We start from the raw sequence: 16,427 nt of genomic DNA, 5'->3' as shown, positions 1-16,427 counted from the left end.
ATGCGCTCCTTTTTAGTGGGTATTAAGCTAAAACAACAGTCACAGCTTGTAGCTTAAACCTAAGAATAAGCGTGGGCCGTAGTCATTCACCTCACCAAGGTTACCTTCAACAAAGAAATCTTGTGATTTAGGTGCGCTGAACAAGTTAATTGCTTCTGCTTTAACTCTGAAGTGCTCATCGATTTTGTATGATGCACGCATTTCCCATACGCCTACGCCATCAACATAACGAAGTCGAGTACCATTTGTAGTATATGGTTGGAAATACTCACTACGATATTTGTAAATAACGGCAGTATCAAATCCACCAATTTGGTAGTACAGCTGGCTGCTAAATACATGCTTTGAGAAACCAGGTACTGAAGCCGATTCAACAATACCGTCAGTTAATTGTGTAGTATTACCATCTACATCAGTAACAAACGTATCGCCGTATAAGCTATCTTGGAACTCAAAATCAGTGTCTGCATAGTTGTAACCAAACTTCATACCGATGCCGTTATCCCAGCGATAAGAAAATGAAGCTTCAAGACCTAATATTTCACTGTCATCGTCTGACGTAACAGAGTTAGTAATTGGTAACGAAACTGTTTCACCACCAACAGTAAAATCTTCAATTACTGTTTGCTGTTGAAAGCCGCCGTTGAACTGTTTGTAGTATAAGCTTAACGCTAAGATTGAATCTTCGTTAGGGTACCATTCAAACGCAGCATCATAGTTCCACGACATAAGCGGTTGAGTGTCTGGGTTACCAGAACCGTTTACACCGACTAATAAATCGCTGATTGAAGTTGCTGTACCATCTTTATCTTCTTCGAACGTACGGCTGTATCCTAAATCAGATGGATCTGCACGCGACATACCACGGTATATACCTGCACGGAATAAAATATCTTCGCTGTAATCAATAACTAGATTAAAACTTGGTAAATACTTAGTGTAGTCACCACCGCTTTTTATTTTATCCAGTGAACCGTTATCAGACTCACGCAGAGAAAGTACACCTGTGTCGCTTGTTACTACGTCAAAGCTATTTCTAAAACCAATCGAAGTTACTTCTGTGTCTACAATACGAAGACCAAAGTTACCGCGAATGAATTTGCCAAACATTTCAGTATCGTAATTCGCCATTAAGTACACTGATGTTGTTTTTTCTGTTACATCAATTGTACCCGTATTTTCATATTCAACTTCTGGGTAAGCAAACACACCATCAACGTTAGAACCAGCTACAGCTTTTGAGAAACATACGTTGTCGTATGTAGCCCATGATGAACCTGTACCGCTAGCTACAACGTTACCATCGCTATCAACATTTGTTACGATATCGCCATCAGATACACTCGATAAAAAGCCTGATTCAGGGAAATCGATTTGACAACCTTGTAATACGTCAAGCGCTTCAGTACCAGAGTCTAGTGTAAATTCATTTCTTGAACCGTTACCTTGGCCACCACCATACTGTAGGAAGGTCATTTCAGATGTTCTTATACCACCTTGAACACTGGTAAAAACATTGCCATCTAGCGCATAGTCAAAATCTAGTCGCGCTGAAATAACTTCGTTTTCACGAACATTTTCACGATCAAGTCGTGTTCTTAGGCTATCTGTAAAGTTTGAAATATCTGTTACGTCAAAGTCTGTTAATGTGAAATGAGGGATTTCATCGCCCATATCCCAAGAAAAGAAAGTTTGGCTTGAGGTTCTACCACGGTTAGATATTTGAAGTTCTTCGCGTTCTGTTTTTGAGTACGCTAAATCTAAATCAACAGTTAATCTATCTGTAACTGTATGTTCTATATTTATGCCATAACCTTGGTAGTTTTCTTCACGAGAAAATTGCTCACCCGCTGATTCAATGCGCTCTTCACCTTCCCAATGTAAAATACCGCCTACATCGTTAGTTACAAGTGTTGGACCGGTTACACCAGGTGTTGCTCGTTTTTGTAAAAAGATTAAATCGTGGCGTGCTTCTTTTTGTGTTCTATCTGATATTTGTGCATCAAAGTTAACATCCCAATCAGCTGACGGCTGGTACTGCAGTGCAAAAAACATTGCATCACGCTCATCTGATGTTTCGTTTTGGCGGTAACTACGGCTACTGCCAGTCCAAGCATACGGAGTACCATCACTTTCGGCTTTACCCGTTTCAGGATCAATTTTGGTTTGGTAGCCTTGGTTTTTTAATTTTTCGCCACTTACTTGATCTTCACAGTCGCCTGCTTTACTACGATAAAAACCTTCATTGGTATTATTTGGATCGTTTATACACGCCCATAATGAAGAGCCTGATGGGCTAGAGCTTCTGTATTCAGCTTCTGGTTGACTAATATCTTGGCGCTGTACACCAAAAGACACACCAATGGCTTGGCCATTATCAAATTCAAACTGGTCAACATAACTAAACGTGCCACGGTAACCCGCGTCACTTTGAAGTGAGTTATCTACATTACCTTCATCTGGGTTGTAATTTAGTTTAACTTCAGCTGATACACGTTGCTTGCCAAAATCAAGTGGAGTTATAGTTTCAAGTGCAATAACACCTGCAACACCGCCTTCAATCATTGACGCATCTTGCGTTTTATAAATTGCTACTTTTTTTACAAGTTCAGACGGAAACTGCGAAAAGTTAACTGAGCGGTCACCACTACCATTAGTCGCTTCACGACCATTAATGTGTGTTGCACTTAAAAATGGACCAAGACCACGGATAGTGATTTCTGTAGCACCACCGTTTTCACGGTGAGATGCAGCACCTGTAATTGATTCAAGTGCTTCACCGATAGAAAGTGCTGGTAAATCACCAATGTCTTCTGATGATAAGCCATCAACAACGGTTGTTGACTCGCGCTTGATCGCTATTTGATCTTGTATCGTTCTACGCGTACCTGTAACACTAATTATTTCAACGTCTTCTTCAACTTCTGTCGCTTTTCCCTGATCTTCCTTTGCGCTTGCTGTAAATACGCAAGAACTTGCCATACCTGCGATGACCGCTGTTCTTACCCATTTTGCAACTGGGCGCATTGCAAACTGCCCTGTTGTAGAATTATTGTTATCTCGTGACTTCAACGACATTTGAATTCTCCGCTGGTTGTTGTTGTGTGATTTTAGTGTGTTAGCTTGTTATGTTGATGTATATTTTATGTAACCTTTAACATTAATATACTTAAACGAAGCACGATGATCAACCAATTTTAGATTTAAATATTACCAATAAGTATACCAATTGCCACTTATTGCCATTACCGCAATGTCAGATAGGTTTAAAGCGAAGAATACGAATAATTAAGAACAAGGAATGATTAGTAAAATTCAATCAAATAAAACTAGGTACTCGGAGCTAATAACACCCAAGTTTGAAGGATTAATTAATGCTGTTACTTAATAGGTATTTAAGAAATTAGATTCTGATACCTATTGAGTAAGGGAAGTGGATATTAGGAATGCGTTAGATAAATTGTTAAAAAGTAGGGGTTATTATCTTGCCCCTACTTTATTTATATACTAAGTGATGCTTTATAAAATAGCGTTATTATAAAACTCTACGGGCTCATTTGAGCCCAAAGCAACAGGCACACGCTGGTGCAAGCTAGTTGGCGCAATATCTAAAATTCGCGTTCCTCTAGAGGTTGCTTTACCACCCGCGTTTTCAACTAAAAGTGCTAACGGGTTTGCTTCATAAAGCAGTCTTATTTTTCCGTTATCGTTACCACTGCGTTTATCTTGTGGATACAAAAATAACCCGCCTCGGCATAATATACGATGAACGTCGCCTACCATCGCAGCATTCCAGCGCATAGAGCTTTTTTCAAAGGTTTCACAGGTGTAAAGCAACTTATCAAAATACACTTGTGTCGGTTCGTCCCAATAACGGTAGTTAGCCATATTAACGGCAAACTCACGACTTTGTTCTGGAACACTTAACTGCTTATTTGTCAGCAAATAGCCACCATGTGTTGAGTCTAATGTATAACAACGCGTAGGACCGCCAGTACTCATTACAAGTAATGATGAAGGGCCGTATAACACGTAGCCTGCACATACTTGATTTACACCGGGCTGACTAAATTGCTCGTCGCTGTCGAAGGCAACATCGTCACGGGCTAAATAAATAGTAAATATAGTGCCTATTTGGCCATTTACATCAATATTAGAAGAGCCATCTAGCGGGTCAAAAGCAACAATAAACTTACCTTCAGGGTGGCCACCTACCGCATGATCTTCTTCCTCTGATGCAACAGAGCGTACACTGCTATCGTCAAGTAGGATGTCTTTAAGTAGTTGGTTTGCGATTACATCTAGCTTTTTCTGAACTTCACCTTGAACGTTTTCATTCAATGTTGAGCCTAAAACACCGGCTAATTCACCTTGGCTTACTCGAAAAGCAATTTCTTTACTGGTCGCTAAAATTGTGCGAATAAGTAAAATAAGATCGGTATCTACACCGTCTTCTTTCAATACTGTATTTAATCTTTTCATGCGCTATACCTGTTTACACAATTTAGATCGTCAAAGCACTGCTCTAACCTTGCAACCATACTTTGCTCTGAATGACGCAGCCATACACGAGGGTCATAGTATTTCTTGTTTGGCTTATCATCCCCATCTGGGTTACCAATTTGCCCTTGTAGATATGCTTGCTTGTCTTTGTAGTAATCTAAAATACCTGTCCAACACGCCCACTGCGTATCGGTATCAATATTCATCTTCACTACGCCATATGTTAAAGACTCTGCAATTTTACTGTACTCAGAACCACTACCACCATGAAACACAAAGTTAATTGAGTTGCTTGGTAGATTAAATTTTTCTGATACGTAAGCTTGTGAATCTTTTAAAATAGTTGGCGTAAGAACAACGTTACCCGGTTTATATACACCATGAACATTGCCAAAAGAGGCTGCAATTATAAAATTAGGGCTAATACGGCTTAAGCGTTCGTAAGCAAATGCAACATCTTCAGGTTGAGTATATAAAGCAGAACTATCTAGGTGTGAGTTATCAACACCGTCTTCCTCGCCGCCCGTGCAGCCAAGCTCAATTTCAAGCGTCATACCTATTTTTGCCATACGCGTTAAATAACGTTCACAAATTTCGATATTTTCTTCTAAAGGCTCTTCTGACAGATCAATCATATGTGAGCTAAACAATGGTTTACCAGTCAGTTCAAAGTGTCTTTCACCTTCATCAAGCAAACCATCAATCCAAGGTAGTAGCTTTTTAGCTGCGTGATCAGTATGAAGCATCACTGCTACTTCATAATGTGCTGCAACCGAATGTACATACCTTGCAGCACTTACCGCCCCAAGCACCGCTGATTGTTGCTCTGGTAAAGATAAGCTTTTACCACAAAAGAACTGCGCTCCACCGTTAGAAAGCTGAATAATAACGGGCGAGTTTTTCTTTTTAGCAGCTTCTAGCGTCGCATTTATAGATGTTGTACTAACAACATTTACCGCTGGCAACGCATATTGATTAGTACGCGCGTGTTCATATACAGCACTTACTTCATCGCCAACGATTACGCCTGGCAGTATTGTTGGGGCTAAATAATTCATTTATAAGATCCTTTTTACTTTAAAGCTTGGATACAAGAATCGGTAATTGCTTGCCAATTTTCTTGTTCAACCCACTCTTTTTTCGCTATCCAAGTACCGCCAACGGCGAATACATTATTTAAAGAAAGATAGTCCATTTTGTTACTTTCGCTAACACCGCCTGTAGGGCAAAAGCTGACATCTCTAAATACTGACGACACAGCTGATACAAAAGGAGCGCCACCGGCAAGCGATGCTGGGAATAATTTTTGCTCTTCAAAGCCATATTCAAGCGCCATTAAAATATCACCGGTGTTTGATACACCAGGAAGTACCGGCACATCACATTTAGCAAGTGCTTCAAGTAACGTAGGAGACACCGCTGGGGTTACAATAAAATCAGAACCCGCTTCAAGTGCTTGCTCTAAAATGTCAGTATTTATGACTGTACCCGCACCGACTTTTAGCTCTGGCACTTGTGCCTTAATAGCTTTTAATGCCTCTAATGATGCCTCTGTTCTTAACACTACTTCAACTAAAGTAAGGCCAGCATTGGCCATAGCTTTCGCTATTTGAACACCTTGCTCTGGTGTATCTGCTTGAATTATAGGTAGCAGTGTTTGTCCTGACATAAGTTCAGAAAAGCGAGTCATAACGTTGTTCCTTTATAAAAAGTAATGCGGCCAAGATATGGCGGCCTTTAATGTTTGATTATTTTGTTATACCAATTGCATTAAATTAATGAGCTATTATAGCGACGAGAAAATAGCTCAATAACAAGGCTAAAATTATGATAAATAGTTGCTCTATATAAATAATTTTTAACGTAGTTAGTGAGTTATTTAATACGCTAAGGTGATCATGTTTTTAATAAAATTGGTATCAGATCCCAGCTTCAACCATTGCTAGCTGAAATATATCTTTTGGAGCAATAGCGCCTGGCTGTTGTATAACAGCACCTGCTGCTTTTGCAGCAAGTTGTACAGCACTCGAAATTGGTTTATCAGATAAACGAGCACCTAAGTAAACACCGTTAAAAGCATCGCCTGCGGATGTCGTATCTACAACATTTGTTACCGGTATTATAGTGTGGCTTTGAAGCGTATCGCCCTCTTTTGTCACTACCGATTCAGGGCCATTTTTAACAACAATTTCTTCAATTTGGTAAGGCTTTAAATATTCAACAACCGCTTCTACGCTATGTACGTCATAAAGTGTTGTTAAATCTTCAACGCCAGGTAGGGTAATATCTGCAAGCGTAAAGGCTAAATGATATTGCTCTTTAGTTTCCTCTACACTATTCCACAAACGCGCTCTATAGTTAGGATCAAAAACTATTTTAACCCCAGCATCTTTAAGCTGCTTTACAACTTTCCAAAAATGCTCACGTGCACTTTCTTCAATTATTGCTAATGAAATTCCTGAAAAGAAAAACATATCACCTTGGCTAAGCTGCTCGAGTGCATCAGCATCTAAAAAATCAACAACCTTTTTAGCTGCAGAATCATTGCGCCAATAAATAAAACTACGCTCACCATGCTCATCAGTTTCTATGTAGTACATACCAGGTACTTTGGTGTCGTGAGCAAATACAAGTTGCGTATTTATTTGTTCACTCTCAAAGCGTTCTAGCATTTTTTTACTTAAATTATCTTGACCTAAAGCCGTAACAACCGAAGTAGTAACCTGCGGGAAGCAACGTTTTAAATACACTGCAGAATTATAAACATCGCCTGCAAATGATTGGTGCAGTGTTGCCGCGCTCATAGCTCTAAGCTCGACCATGCATTCACCGATAAAGTAAATATTTTTCATCTTGGAAGTTACCCTATGTAGTTAACTGCTATGCACTTATACAAAATATGCTGGCATAGCAGTTATTATCTAGATTATTGAGGCTTTTTAAGAGGTTCTATTTTTGGAATTAAAATCCAAACAGCTGCCATTGCAATGATGGCTAAAGAAGCACCAATTACAAATGCTGGTGTGTAGTTACCATCAGCAGTAAGAAAAGGTACTAGCGATGTAAGACCTACAGCACCAAGTTTTGCCGCCATACCAGAAAAACCTGATAATGTACCTACAGCTTTTTTGCCTAACAAATCACTTGGTAGTGTTTGCACGTTACCAATTGCAGTTTGAAAACCAAATAAGATAACAGCCATAATTAGTACTGCTGTTGTTGGTCCACCTGGATTTGCCATTGCAAGTAACGCAGGTAGCATTATTAAACAACCCAGCGTAATAGTTAGCTTACGTGTTTTGTCTGTATTCCAGCCTGCTTTGAGTCGATTTTGAGCCAATAAGCCACCAAACCAAGCACCAAACATAGCGCCAACATAAGGTACCCAACCGTATATACCAATAGACTTAACATCCATGCCATATACTTCATTTAAGTAAATAGGAATCCAAAAAACAAATAACCACCAAATAGGGTCAATTGCAGCAGAGGCAATGATTACACCCCAGCTTTGCTTACGAGAAAGTAACTCAGCAGTTGTAGGGTTATATTCTTCTTCATCTTCACCAGTTACATCACCGTTGTCATCAACACGTCTTTGACCCGTTAAGATATATTCACGTTCTTCAGCAGTCAGCCAAGGATGTGAGCTAGGCGGTGCTTTAACTAAAATTAACCATGGAACTAACCAAAGGAAACCTAATGCACCAACAAAAACAAACACCATTTGCCAGCTAAAGTAGATAGTTAAATAAGCAATCAAAGGAATAGCAATAATGCCGCCAATTGCGGCGCCAGAGTTAAAAATACCCTGTGCTAAAGCACGTTCCTTGGTAGGGAACCATTCTGCGTTACCTTTAGCTGCACCAGGCCAGTTACCAGCTTCTGCTATACCTAAGATTGCGCGAAAAATACTAAGACTAAGTACACCTTGTGCAAATGCATGCGCAACGGTCGCAATAGACCAAACACCTATTGATAGTACAAAACCAAAGCGTGTGCCCACCCAGTCAAATATTTTACCAAAGATTGCCTGACCAAATGCATAAGCAAATACAAATACAATTGAAATGTTAGCGTATATTTGTTTGCGTTCTAGCGCTGATTCATCAGGAAATAAATCTTCAACAATGTCCGGCCAAAGCACACTAAGTGCTTGGCGGTCTATATAGTTAATAATGGTCGCTAGCGCAATTAGCGCTATAACCCACCAACGTAAGCCTTTAAGTTGCATAATTAATCCTCAAGAAAGTCTTCACGCGCTGGGCTAAAGGTATCAATCAGGATTCCGCCTGTTGGGCAGGTAGCACCATGATCAGCAAATGGAGGGATTAAGCAGCTATCACCCGGTTTTAAGATTTTAGTTACGCCATCAATGTTAAAGTGAAACTCACCTTCAACAACATACGTTACTTGAGAATGTCTGTGGGCATGGTTATAACCAATAGCCCCTTTCTCAAACCAAATTTTAACGGCCATTAGCTCTTCGTTATAACCTAGCATTTGACGTTTTAGACCATTTCCTAAATCTTCAATTTCGGTCTCGTTGCCAAATGAAAAGTTTGCGCTTTGCTTTTGCATCCTGTTTACTCCTGATTATTGTTCATCATATAAACGCCCAATCGGCCATTTAAAGTGAACTCTTTATTTTGATAATTGAATGTGTGTTTGCCAGGCTTAGCTGATTCAGCAACTTTGTTAATAGCCACTAAATACGAATTGCCTTTAATATCAAGTTCAACAAGTGTTAAATCGCCCTGCTGACTATATTCAAGCTTTGTAACTCTACTAACAGCTTCTAAAGTATATTCTTTACTCGGGTTGTATTCACCGTGAGGCTCTAGTACTGATATAAATTTATGATTTTTTTGACCCTCAACACGACGAATAAAACCGTTTTCGTTGCGTAAATTAAAATCTGGGTCGTTTGCGCCTATTTGAGTAAATAAGAAAGACTCATCACCTTTAACCAAGCTCGTCTGCGTGTAAAAACGGCCATTTTCGTTTAGCCACGTTACTTTAGCTAAACCACTTTGAGGTTGCGCTTGAGCTTTAAGCCATAAATGCTGGTAGCCATTTTTAGTGCCTAATGCAGACAGTTGTGTTGCATTTGCTTTTAGCTTAAAGCTGGTATCGATAAGCTGACCTTTATAATGCAAAGGCAAGTCAAGCTGATGCGCTTTATTTGCAGCAACATCAAATATATCAAGTGCAACGGTGCTTTCAAGCTCTGGTAAATTAATTAATGCAAGCGTACGTTCAAGATCAACGCCTTTATAAGCAGTGCTTATTTCGCCGCTTGAAACCGTGCCGTATTGATTTGTTTCGAAAAAGTTAAGTGTAGGGTAATTACTATTTCCCACTTCAACATTTGCATTAAAATGCGTTGTTTCGTCAACTACTACCGTATTGTGCGCAACAGTGTGTTTAGCGTAAGTTTCGTTTTCAGGTAAATAACGACCGCCGTATTTAGCTTCTACATTTAAGAAACGTGCTGCGCCATAATCAGATACAATTTCATTTCCGTGGTCGTAAAACTGCCATGTTAATTTATCAAAATGACCATGGCCTAAACCTTGTGCAGCAGGTTTAAACAGTAGCGCTTGATCGCCACCTACCTGCGTTCTCATTACAACTAAAGCGCCTTGCTTTCCGTCATTCCCATCACCGAAGGCAACAGATTTAAACGAATAAGGTTTTGCCATGTTGTTATCAAGTGCTTGAGCTACTTTTAGCCCATCACCAGAGAGAATTATTTGGTCTTGTTGCTTAGCAATATCTAAATAACCTGCGTCGTTAGTTAATCCATACGCTGCAGTTACACCATTAACTAACTCAATGGTATCGATGCCTTTACTTTTTATTGCATCGTTAATTGGAAAAAACAAACCGTTGTAGCTAAGTTGAATCGTTGTATCAATCGCTTTTAATAATATGCCATCGCGATATTCAAATATTTTTCGTTGTGGTTCGTTGTTTTCAATCGCTTTAGCAAACGTTACAAATGGTAATAGTGCAAAGCGTTGATAGTAAGGACCTTCGTTATAGTAACCTTGTGGTGAAAACAGCATCTCTAGCTGTTTAATAAAGCCACCCTTACCCGACTTTTCTAAATCGTATAATGATTTTTCTACCCACTCAGGTTCGCCTAATACATAACCTGCCATGCCAACACCTGCTGTTGCCCATGTTCCATGATTATGTACTTTATTAAATGTAGAAGGTTGGCCTACTGATGTGAACAACGAAACAGGACGGAGTAAGTCATTTTCGATTGTTTTAATATTATCGGCATTTAACGAGTCATGAATTAGATCGTAAGCCTGTATTGTGTACACAAGCCACATTGCTTCATTTAGGCTTTGCCAAAAAAACTTACCTGGATTTTGCGAGTCCATTTTACGTTTTGGATGCAGACCAAGCGTTGGGTATAATTTTGCATACTCAAGCAACATATCACGTACATAGTTTGCGTATTTATCATCTTGGCTTAATTGATAAATAATGCCCGCGTTGTACATAAGTTGGTAATTCTTCTTATGGCGTTCATGTGTATAACCACCACCGCCATCTTTTGGTACAGGTACAGTGATAGGCTGTGCTATTTGTTCATCAACTTGCGCTTTTAGCGATTCAAACGCAGTAGCAAACTTTGTGCTACCGTTGCTACTAATTGCTTGGCGCATTTGCTTAACATCATCAGTAGTAATCACTAAGTTTGGGTGCGCTGCATGCGCACCCAATGATGTAAGTAATGTAATTGCAGCTACAGCAGCTATTTTAAAACGTGTTTGGCATTTTAATAAGTACATAGTATTTACCCTGCCTTATTTAAAATGTTGTTGTTTTTTAATACTGCAGTGTGTGGGCCTTTAACTCTTAACTCTTTAACGCTTGGTGCTTTAGTTGCATCAAATATATTGCCTAAGATTTCAGTTTTAGGCTCGCCTACGGTGTGCTCTACAACAATAGGAGCAGATTTAACAAATTTATTATCTTTGATATTAGTTACCTGAACACCGTGAACATAAATGCTCGCTTGCTCTTTGTTACGCTTACCAAGGCCGACATTATTAAGTGTGTTATTTGTCATTTCAAAATGAGGACCAAATGTACTTTCATCAGTGCCACCACGATAAAGCTTAACTATGCCGCCTTTTACATCATTAAATGTATTATTATTTACAATAACGTATTCCGCGTTGTATACACCTAGGTCTTCAATTTCGGTATTTAGACGTAAAATGTCACCTGTTACTGTATTAAAGGTATTACCTGTAACAATAATTTCGTCAGCCATTGCACCTTTACCAGTGATAAAGAAATGGAATGAATGATTAATATCTAAAGCATTTAACTCTGAGTTGGTCATTACAAAGCGGTAATTATCAACCATACCCCATTTTTGCGTACGAACAATGCTGTTACCTATAGCATCTGGCGCGTTTTCACCTGAAATTGATAAACCATCTAGTTTTAAGCTGCCGCCATCATGTATTTCAAACAAGGTAGAGCGTTGAAAAGTAAGTTTAGACTTTGCGTTCTGCTTTGCTTTAATTGTCAACGTTTTATCAATTTTAACTAGTTTAGACACATCATACTGGCCAGGCGCTAGTTCTAGAACATCGCCCGACTCTGCATTATCAATAGCATCTAGTAATGCACTTACATCAGCTTTAACAGAATGCGTCTTACCAGAATCAAAATCAACTAAAGCAGGTACTTTTGCATACCAACTAACACCGGTATCTTCTTTTTTAAGTACTTTTAAATCGCGCTTTGCACCTACATTTAAACTTTTAGATGTTGGGTAAAGTAAACCATTACTTGCTTTTTCAAGCGTGATTTTTTCTTTTTTTACACCGTACGTTAGCTCAGAAAGCACTTTTGTATCTGCAATGTTGTTACTTAATACTAACCCACTTACATCGTCGAATGTTGTAAATGGCTGTTCACCATCTTGGTTTATGATTAAGTTGTTTTTCATTACGCTATTTTTTGGGGCTGCGCTACGCTCAGCATCGCTACCTGCAGCAAGTTGAATATGACGCACATTTATAAATGTGTTGTTTTCAATCGTCGCATTTTCTACTTGGTGATAACGATTAATAGATGAATTCGGTACGCCGTTCATCACAGTAAAGCCACTGCCAAAACGATAGCCTGTAAGGCCTAGTAGGTAGTTATTTCTTACAATTTGATCTTTATTGATAACGCGGATACCACCTGTGTGATCAACACCATTACCAATAAAAATATTTTCTTCTATCAGATTGCTGTTACCATGGCGCAGCGTTAATGTACCGCGCGCTTCATAAAATACGTTATTACGAAGGATGTTTTTACCTGACTTAACCGAAACAATTTCCACTTCACCATTGGTACGTTCAAAGTAATTATTTTCAACCAATGTATGCGAATCAGTTAGTGAGTAGTGGCTGGTGCCAATACGCAGGGTTTCACCACCGTTAGAACCAAAAGTAGGACGGTAGCCAAAATAGTTGTTATCTATACGATGATAGTTTTCCTGGCTTGCTTTAGTGTTTAAACGAACAGCAACTGTCACACCTTTATTTCGTTTGCCAACTAAATGGCTATGATCAAAGCGGTTATGTTGTCCATATAAGGCAACCCAATAATCAGACTCTCGTTTGTCTGGATTACTGTAATTATCGATTACTGTTTGAGTAACTCGTGAATTGTAGGCTAATTCATTTTTATTTTTACGAAATTCTATTACAGCTGAGCTCGGTGTGTAGCCGTCTTTAAATACTAAACCAGAAGCTTCAAGGTATTTACCTGCAAGTCTTAGGTTAGATTGACCTGATAGAATTACTTTTCCGTTAGTTTCAGCGGTTAATATAATAGGAGAGTTTTTTGTACCTTGGCCTTCAAGTAGAATTTCGAAGTCAGACCAAGTACCATTTTTAAGTACTACTTTGTCGCCAGCAACTAGATTAGCTGCGATATCATTAAAAGCTTGTTTACTTTCTATAAAATAATCTTTGGCCGCTACTTGTGTGGATATGCAACCGATGAGAACTAGACTAAGCTTTATTGTATTAATCAAACGCATAGTTAACTCTTTTTCGTTGTGACTGAAAGTAGTGCTTCATCAGAATTAAAAAAAGCTGACATTGCACAAAGACTTTAGTCAATTGGTGTCATGTGTGTTAAAGCGCTTTAAGTTAAAGCTCAAAGCGCTCAATAAGGTCGAGAAGTATTACTTTTCTAACTTTTTGAAGTAATCAAAAATTTCAGGAACGTTACCTTGACCCATACCAGCGTCAAACGCTGCTTGTAGGTTAGCTGATGAACCTTCAGCGATTTTTGATTCAGTACCTAGGTCTTCTACCATTTGTAGGAAGTAGCCTAAATCTTTGTTTGCATTAGCAATCGAAAAACCAAGGTCGCTAACATTATCAACTGCATAGTTTTTACAAAATTGCATAAACGGTGAGTTAGATGGACCAGTCGACATAATGTCGAAAAGTTGTTGACGGTCAACACCAGCAAGCTCTGCCACTGCAAATGCTTGTGACATAGCACATACTGTTGTCATGCCCATGAAGTTGTTGATAAGCTTAGTTGTATGACCTGCACCTAGCTCGCCAAGATGGAAAACGTTTTCACCTTGATCTTCCAGTACTGGTTTAACTTTATTGAATGTATCAATATCGCCTGAAGCCATAATGTTTAATAGACCATCTTTAGCATGTGCTGGTGTACGACCTAGTGGCGCGTCGATCATGCCTGCGCCTTTAGCTGCTAAATCAGCACCAATTTTTTTCGTAGATGATGGAATAGAAGTACCAAAATCAACTAATACTGCACCTTCTTTAATACCCGCTAGGATACCGTCTTCTGCGTAAACAATTTTTTCTACAACGGCAGACGTTGTAAGACAAAACATAACAATATCTGAACCTTCAGCTAGCTCTTTTGCAGTGCTTGCTGTTTTTGCGCCTCTAGCAACACATGCTGCAACCGCATCTTTGCTAAGGTCCATAACAATTAGCTCATAGCCTTTGTTTTGTAAATTTTCGGCCATGTTGCCGCCCATTAAGCCTAAGCCGATGAAACCGATGACTGGTTTTGACATGAATAACTCCTAAATATGTGGCGCATACTTTTATAAGAACAAGTAAAATTTACTCTATAAATACGCTGTGTCTTTTGTTTCAATTTGTAGAGTAACTTTAAGCTTGAGTTATTTATAAATTAACCTATGCAAAACGTAACTCTGATTAATTACCAATACATTGTATTCACTCAAACCAAGCAACTTACCAATTGGTATGTAAAAACTGTATTACCATACGCCTTTTTTGTCAACCAATAAGTTAACCAAGCAAATGCCATATTTTTACAAATTACACAGCAAGCAACTTAAAAGGTAACAAAAACAAATTGTTATATAGCAATGACACAATTAAGCAAAGGTTAACGTTTGTTGAACAATCAGTAACTATTTTTATACTAATAGGTTGACCAATAATTGAGTACTGGTTATTTAAATATGCAAAATTTGATAAAATGATTCATTGATTGTCAATTTATAAAGGTCGTACTCAAACTGTTTTAAACCCACTCTCATATTAAGGTTGTGATTTATATGTAGTGCCTACATATATGGCTAATACATATAAAACCCCTAAAATGCGCTCAATAATAGCGCTTAGTTAAAAATACCCTTAACTTTGAATAAATAACTAAAGGAACTAAAAATGCGTTTATTACATACTATGCTGCGTGTAGCCAATTTGGATAAATCAATTGCTTTTTATACTGAAATATTAGGTATGAAAGAATTACGCAGAGCTGATAACAGTGAATACAGATACACTCTTGCCTTTGTTGGATATGGCGACGAAGCAGATAACACAGTATTGGAGCTAACTTATAATTGGGACGAAGATAGCTACGACCTAGGTAATGGATATGGTCATATTGCTATTGAGTTTGATGATATTTACAAAGCATGTGCAGATATTAAAGCTGCCGGTGGCAATGTAAGCCGTGAACCAGGGCCTGTAAAAGGCGGTACTACTGAAATTGCTTTTGTAAAAGACCCTGATGGCTATGCAATTGAGTTAATTCAGAAAAAAGAAGACATGAGTAAATTTTAAATTCCTTAACAACTAATTCAAGTTATTACAATTTGCTTAATGCCAATCTGCTTATATGGGGTCTATTTAACGTTAAGAAAATTACGCTAGGACTAGGCAAAAATTTTTGTATCTAGTTGTTCTAAATAAAAATTTTTAACGACGTTATAGTGCAATTTAATTCGTTAAATTGATCAAAGATTTATACTGGTGGTATAACTATGGAGGGGTTTAATTTTATATATTGTTCAAATGGTTATGCCGATTAGCATTAAATAAAAAGGTGCTTTGAGCACCTTTTTAACGCAACTGACTATCTTTACTACCACGCCTATTAAACGATTTAGCGCCAGCACCATTACCTTCTATTGCAGCTTGGCATGCAACACAGTAGCGAACTCCTGGTAGCGCGAGCCTTCGTGCTTGTGGGATTTTTTCATCGCACTCGTCACATAACTCAGCACTTGCACCAGATATTAAATTGCTTCTTGCATACTGTACGGCGTCGTTAACACTTGCATCAATTTGATCTTGAATTGCACCGTCTCGTGCCCATCCACTTGCCATAAATCCTCCTAATAAAGTTGGATGATTAAATTTATGCTAGCAAATCGAATCTTTATAAGTACTGAATATTTTTGGATTTTTGGATTTTTGGATTTTTGGATTTTTGGATTTTTGGATTTTTGGATTTTTGGATTTTTGGATTTTTGGATTTTTGGATTTTTGGATTTTTGGATTTTTGGATTTTTGGATTTTTGGATTTTTGGATTTTTGGATTTTTGGATTTTTGGATTTTTGGATTTTTGGATTTTT

At 38.4% G+C, this 16,427-nt stretch carries 13 protein-coding genes; 2 read left to right on the top strand and 11 right to left on the bottom strand.

Annotated features, from left to right (window positions below):
* Positions 1–39 precede the first annotated feature (39 nt).
* The 10 genes from EU510_RS19070 to EU510_RS19025 form a co-directional block, all read right to left on the bottom strand.
* Positions 40–3,078 carry a TonB-dependent receptor gene (locus tag EU510_RS19070; protein WP_149594752.1) on the bottom strand — a complete coding sequence of 1,013 codons (3,039 nt, stop codon included), beginning with the start codon at positions 3,076–3,078 and terminating at the stop codon, positions 40–42.
* Between the two features lie 441 nt (positions 3,079–3,519).
* Positions 3,520–4,482: a class 1 fructose-bisphosphatase gene (locus tag EU510_RS19065; protein ID WP_149594751.1), complete on the bottom strand. Its 963-nt coding sequence runs from the start codon at positions 4,480–4,482 to the stop codon at positions 3,520–3,522.
* Positions 4,479–5,561: a class II fructose-bisphosphate aldolase gene (gene fbaA / locus EU510_RS19060; RefSeq protein ID WP_039489411.1), complete on the bottom strand. Its 1,083-nt coding sequence runs from the start codon at positions 5,559–5,561 to the stop codon at positions 4,479–4,481. The genes EU510_RS19065 and fbaA overlap by 4 nt, the downstream gene beginning before the upstream one ends.
* A gap of 14 nt (positions 5,562–5,575) precedes the next feature.
* Entirely contained in the window at positions 5,576–6,193 is a 618-nt protein-coding gene (eda, locus tag EU510_RS19055) for a bifunctional 4-hydroxy-2-oxoglutarate aldolase/2-dehydro-3-deoxy-phosphogluconate aldolase (RefSeq protein WP_149594750.1), read from the bottom strand.
* A gap of 229 nt (positions 6,194–6,422) precedes the next feature.
* Positions 6,423–7,355 carry a sugar kinase gene (locus tag EU510_RS19050; RefSeq protein WP_007585330.1) on the bottom strand — a complete coding sequence of 311 codons (933 nt, stop codon included), beginning with the start codon at positions 7,353–7,355 and terminating at the stop codon, positions 6,423–6,425.
* 74 nt (positions 7,356–7,429) lie between these two features.
* Positions 7,430–8,737: an MFS transporter gene (locus EU510_RS19045; protein WP_149594749.1), complete on the bottom strand. Its 1,308-nt coding sequence runs from the start codon at positions 8,735–8,737 to the stop codon at positions 7,430–7,432.
* A 2-nt stretch (positions 8,738–8,739) separates the two neighbouring features.
* On the bottom strand, positions 8,740–9,084 hold the full coding sequence (locus tag EU510_RS19040) for a cupin domain-containing protein (protein WP_002962963.1): 345 nt from the start codon (positions 9,082–9,084) through the stop codon (positions 8,740–8,742).
* A 5-nt stretch (positions 9,085–9,089) separates the two neighbouring features.
* Positions 9,090–11,315 carry a heparinase II/III family protein gene (locus EU510_RS19035; RefSeq protein WP_149594748.1) on the bottom strand — a complete coding sequence of 742 codons (2,226 nt, stop codon included), beginning with the start codon at positions 11,313–11,315 and terminating at the stop codon, positions 9,090–9,092.
* A 5-nt stretch (positions 11,316–11,320) separates the two neighbouring features.
* Positions 11,321–13,579, bottom strand: coding sequence for a polysaccharide lyase 6 family protein (locus tag EU510_RS19030; protein WP_149594747.1), 2,259 nt, complete (start codon positions 13,577–13,579; stop codon positions 11,321–11,323).
* Between the two features lie 147 nt (positions 13,580–13,726).
* Positions 13,727–14,605 (bottom strand): NAD(P)-dependent oxidoreductase, encoded by an 879-nt coding sequence (locus EU510_RS19025; RefSeq protein WP_149594746.1) that lies wholly within the window; start codon positions 14,603–14,605, stop codon positions 13,727–13,729.
* Positions 14,606–15,230: 625 nt separating this feature from the next.
* Here EU510_RS19025 and gloA point away from each other — a divergent pair.
* A complete protein-coding gene (gene gloA / locus EU510_RS19020) occupies positions 15,231–15,632 on the top strand; it encodes a lactoylglutathione lyase (protein WP_149594745.1) in 402 nt (133 codons plus the stop codon).
* A gap of 279 nt (positions 15,633–15,911) precedes the next feature.
* On the opposite strand, the gene EU510_RS19015 is transcribed toward gloA, so the two are convergent.
* Entirely contained in the window at positions 15,912–16,178 is a 267-nt protein-coding gene (locus EU510_RS19015; RefSeq protein ID WP_149594744.1) for a DksA/TraR family C4-type zinc finger protein, read from the bottom strand.
* A 33-nt stretch (positions 16,179–16,211) separates the two neighbouring features.
* Between EU510_RS19015 and EU510_RS19950 the strand changes: the two genes are divergently transcribed.
* A partial coding sequence (locus EU510_RS19950) for a hypothetical protein (protein WP_188085445.1) occupies positions 16,212–16,427 on the top strand: 216 nt, incomplete at its 3' end.

Origin of the sequence: Pseudoalteromonas sp. FUC4, from assembly GCF_008370255.1 — a bacterium.
Lineage (GTDB): Bacteria > Pseudomonadota > Gammaproteobacteria > Enterobacterales > Alteromonadaceae > Pseudoalteromonas.
The sequence above is the reverse complement of the archived record's forward strand: the minus strand, read 5'-3'. Positions and strand labels throughout refer to the sequence as shown.

What these genes read in the sequence shown, in the direction of transcription:
- EU510_RS19050 (WP_007585330.1), bottom strand. Translation starts at nt 7,355, where the DNA reads ATGAAAAATATTTACTTTATCGGTGAATGCATGGTCGAGCTTAGAGCT.
- gloA (WP_149594745.1), top strand. Translation starts at nt 15,231, where the DNA reads ATGCGTTTATTACATACTATGCTGCGTGTAGCCAATTTGGATAAATCA.
- eda (WP_149594750.1), bottom strand. Translation starts at nt 6,193, where the DNA reads ATGACTCGCTTTTCTGAACTTATGTCAGGACAAACACTGCTACCTATA.
- EU510_RS19070 (WP_149594752.1), bottom strand. Translation starts at nt 3,078, where the DNA reads ATGTCGTTGAAGTCACGAGATAACAATAATTCTACAACAGGGCAGTTT.
- EU510_RS19040 (WP_002962963.1), bottom strand. Translation starts at nt 9,084, where the DNA reads ATGCAAAAGCAAAGCGCAAACTTTTCATTTGGCAACGAGACCGAAATT.
- EU510_RS19030 (WP_149594747.1), bottom strand. Translation starts at nt 13,579, where the DNA reads ATGCGTTTGATTAATACAATAAAGCTTAGTCTAGTTCTCATCGGTTGC.
- EU510_RS19035 (WP_149594748.1), bottom strand. Translation starts at nt 11,315, where the DNA reads ATGTACTTATTAAAATGCCAAACACGTTTTAAAATAGCTGCTGTAGCT.
- fbaA (WP_039489411.1), bottom strand. Translation starts at nt 5,561, where the DNA reads ATGAATTATTTAGCCCCAACAATACTGCCAGGCGTAATCGTTGGCGAT.
- EU510_RS19065 (WP_149594751.1), bottom strand. Translation starts at nt 4,482, where the DNA reads ATGAAAAGATTAAATACAGTATTGAAAGAAGACGGTGTAGATACCGAT.
- EU510_RS19045 (WP_149594749.1), bottom strand. Translation starts at nt 8,737, where the DNA reads ATGCAACTTAAAGGCTTACGTTGGTGGGTTATAGCGCTAATTGCGCTA.
- EU510_RS19015 (WP_149594744.1), bottom strand. Translation starts at nt 16,178, where the DNA reads ATGGCAAGTGGATGGGCACGAGACGGTGCAATTCAAGATCAAATTGAT.
- EU510_RS19025 (WP_149594746.1), bottom strand. Translation starts at nt 14,605, where the DNA reads ATGTCAAAACCAGTCATCGGTTTCATCGGCTTAGGCTTAATGGGCGGC.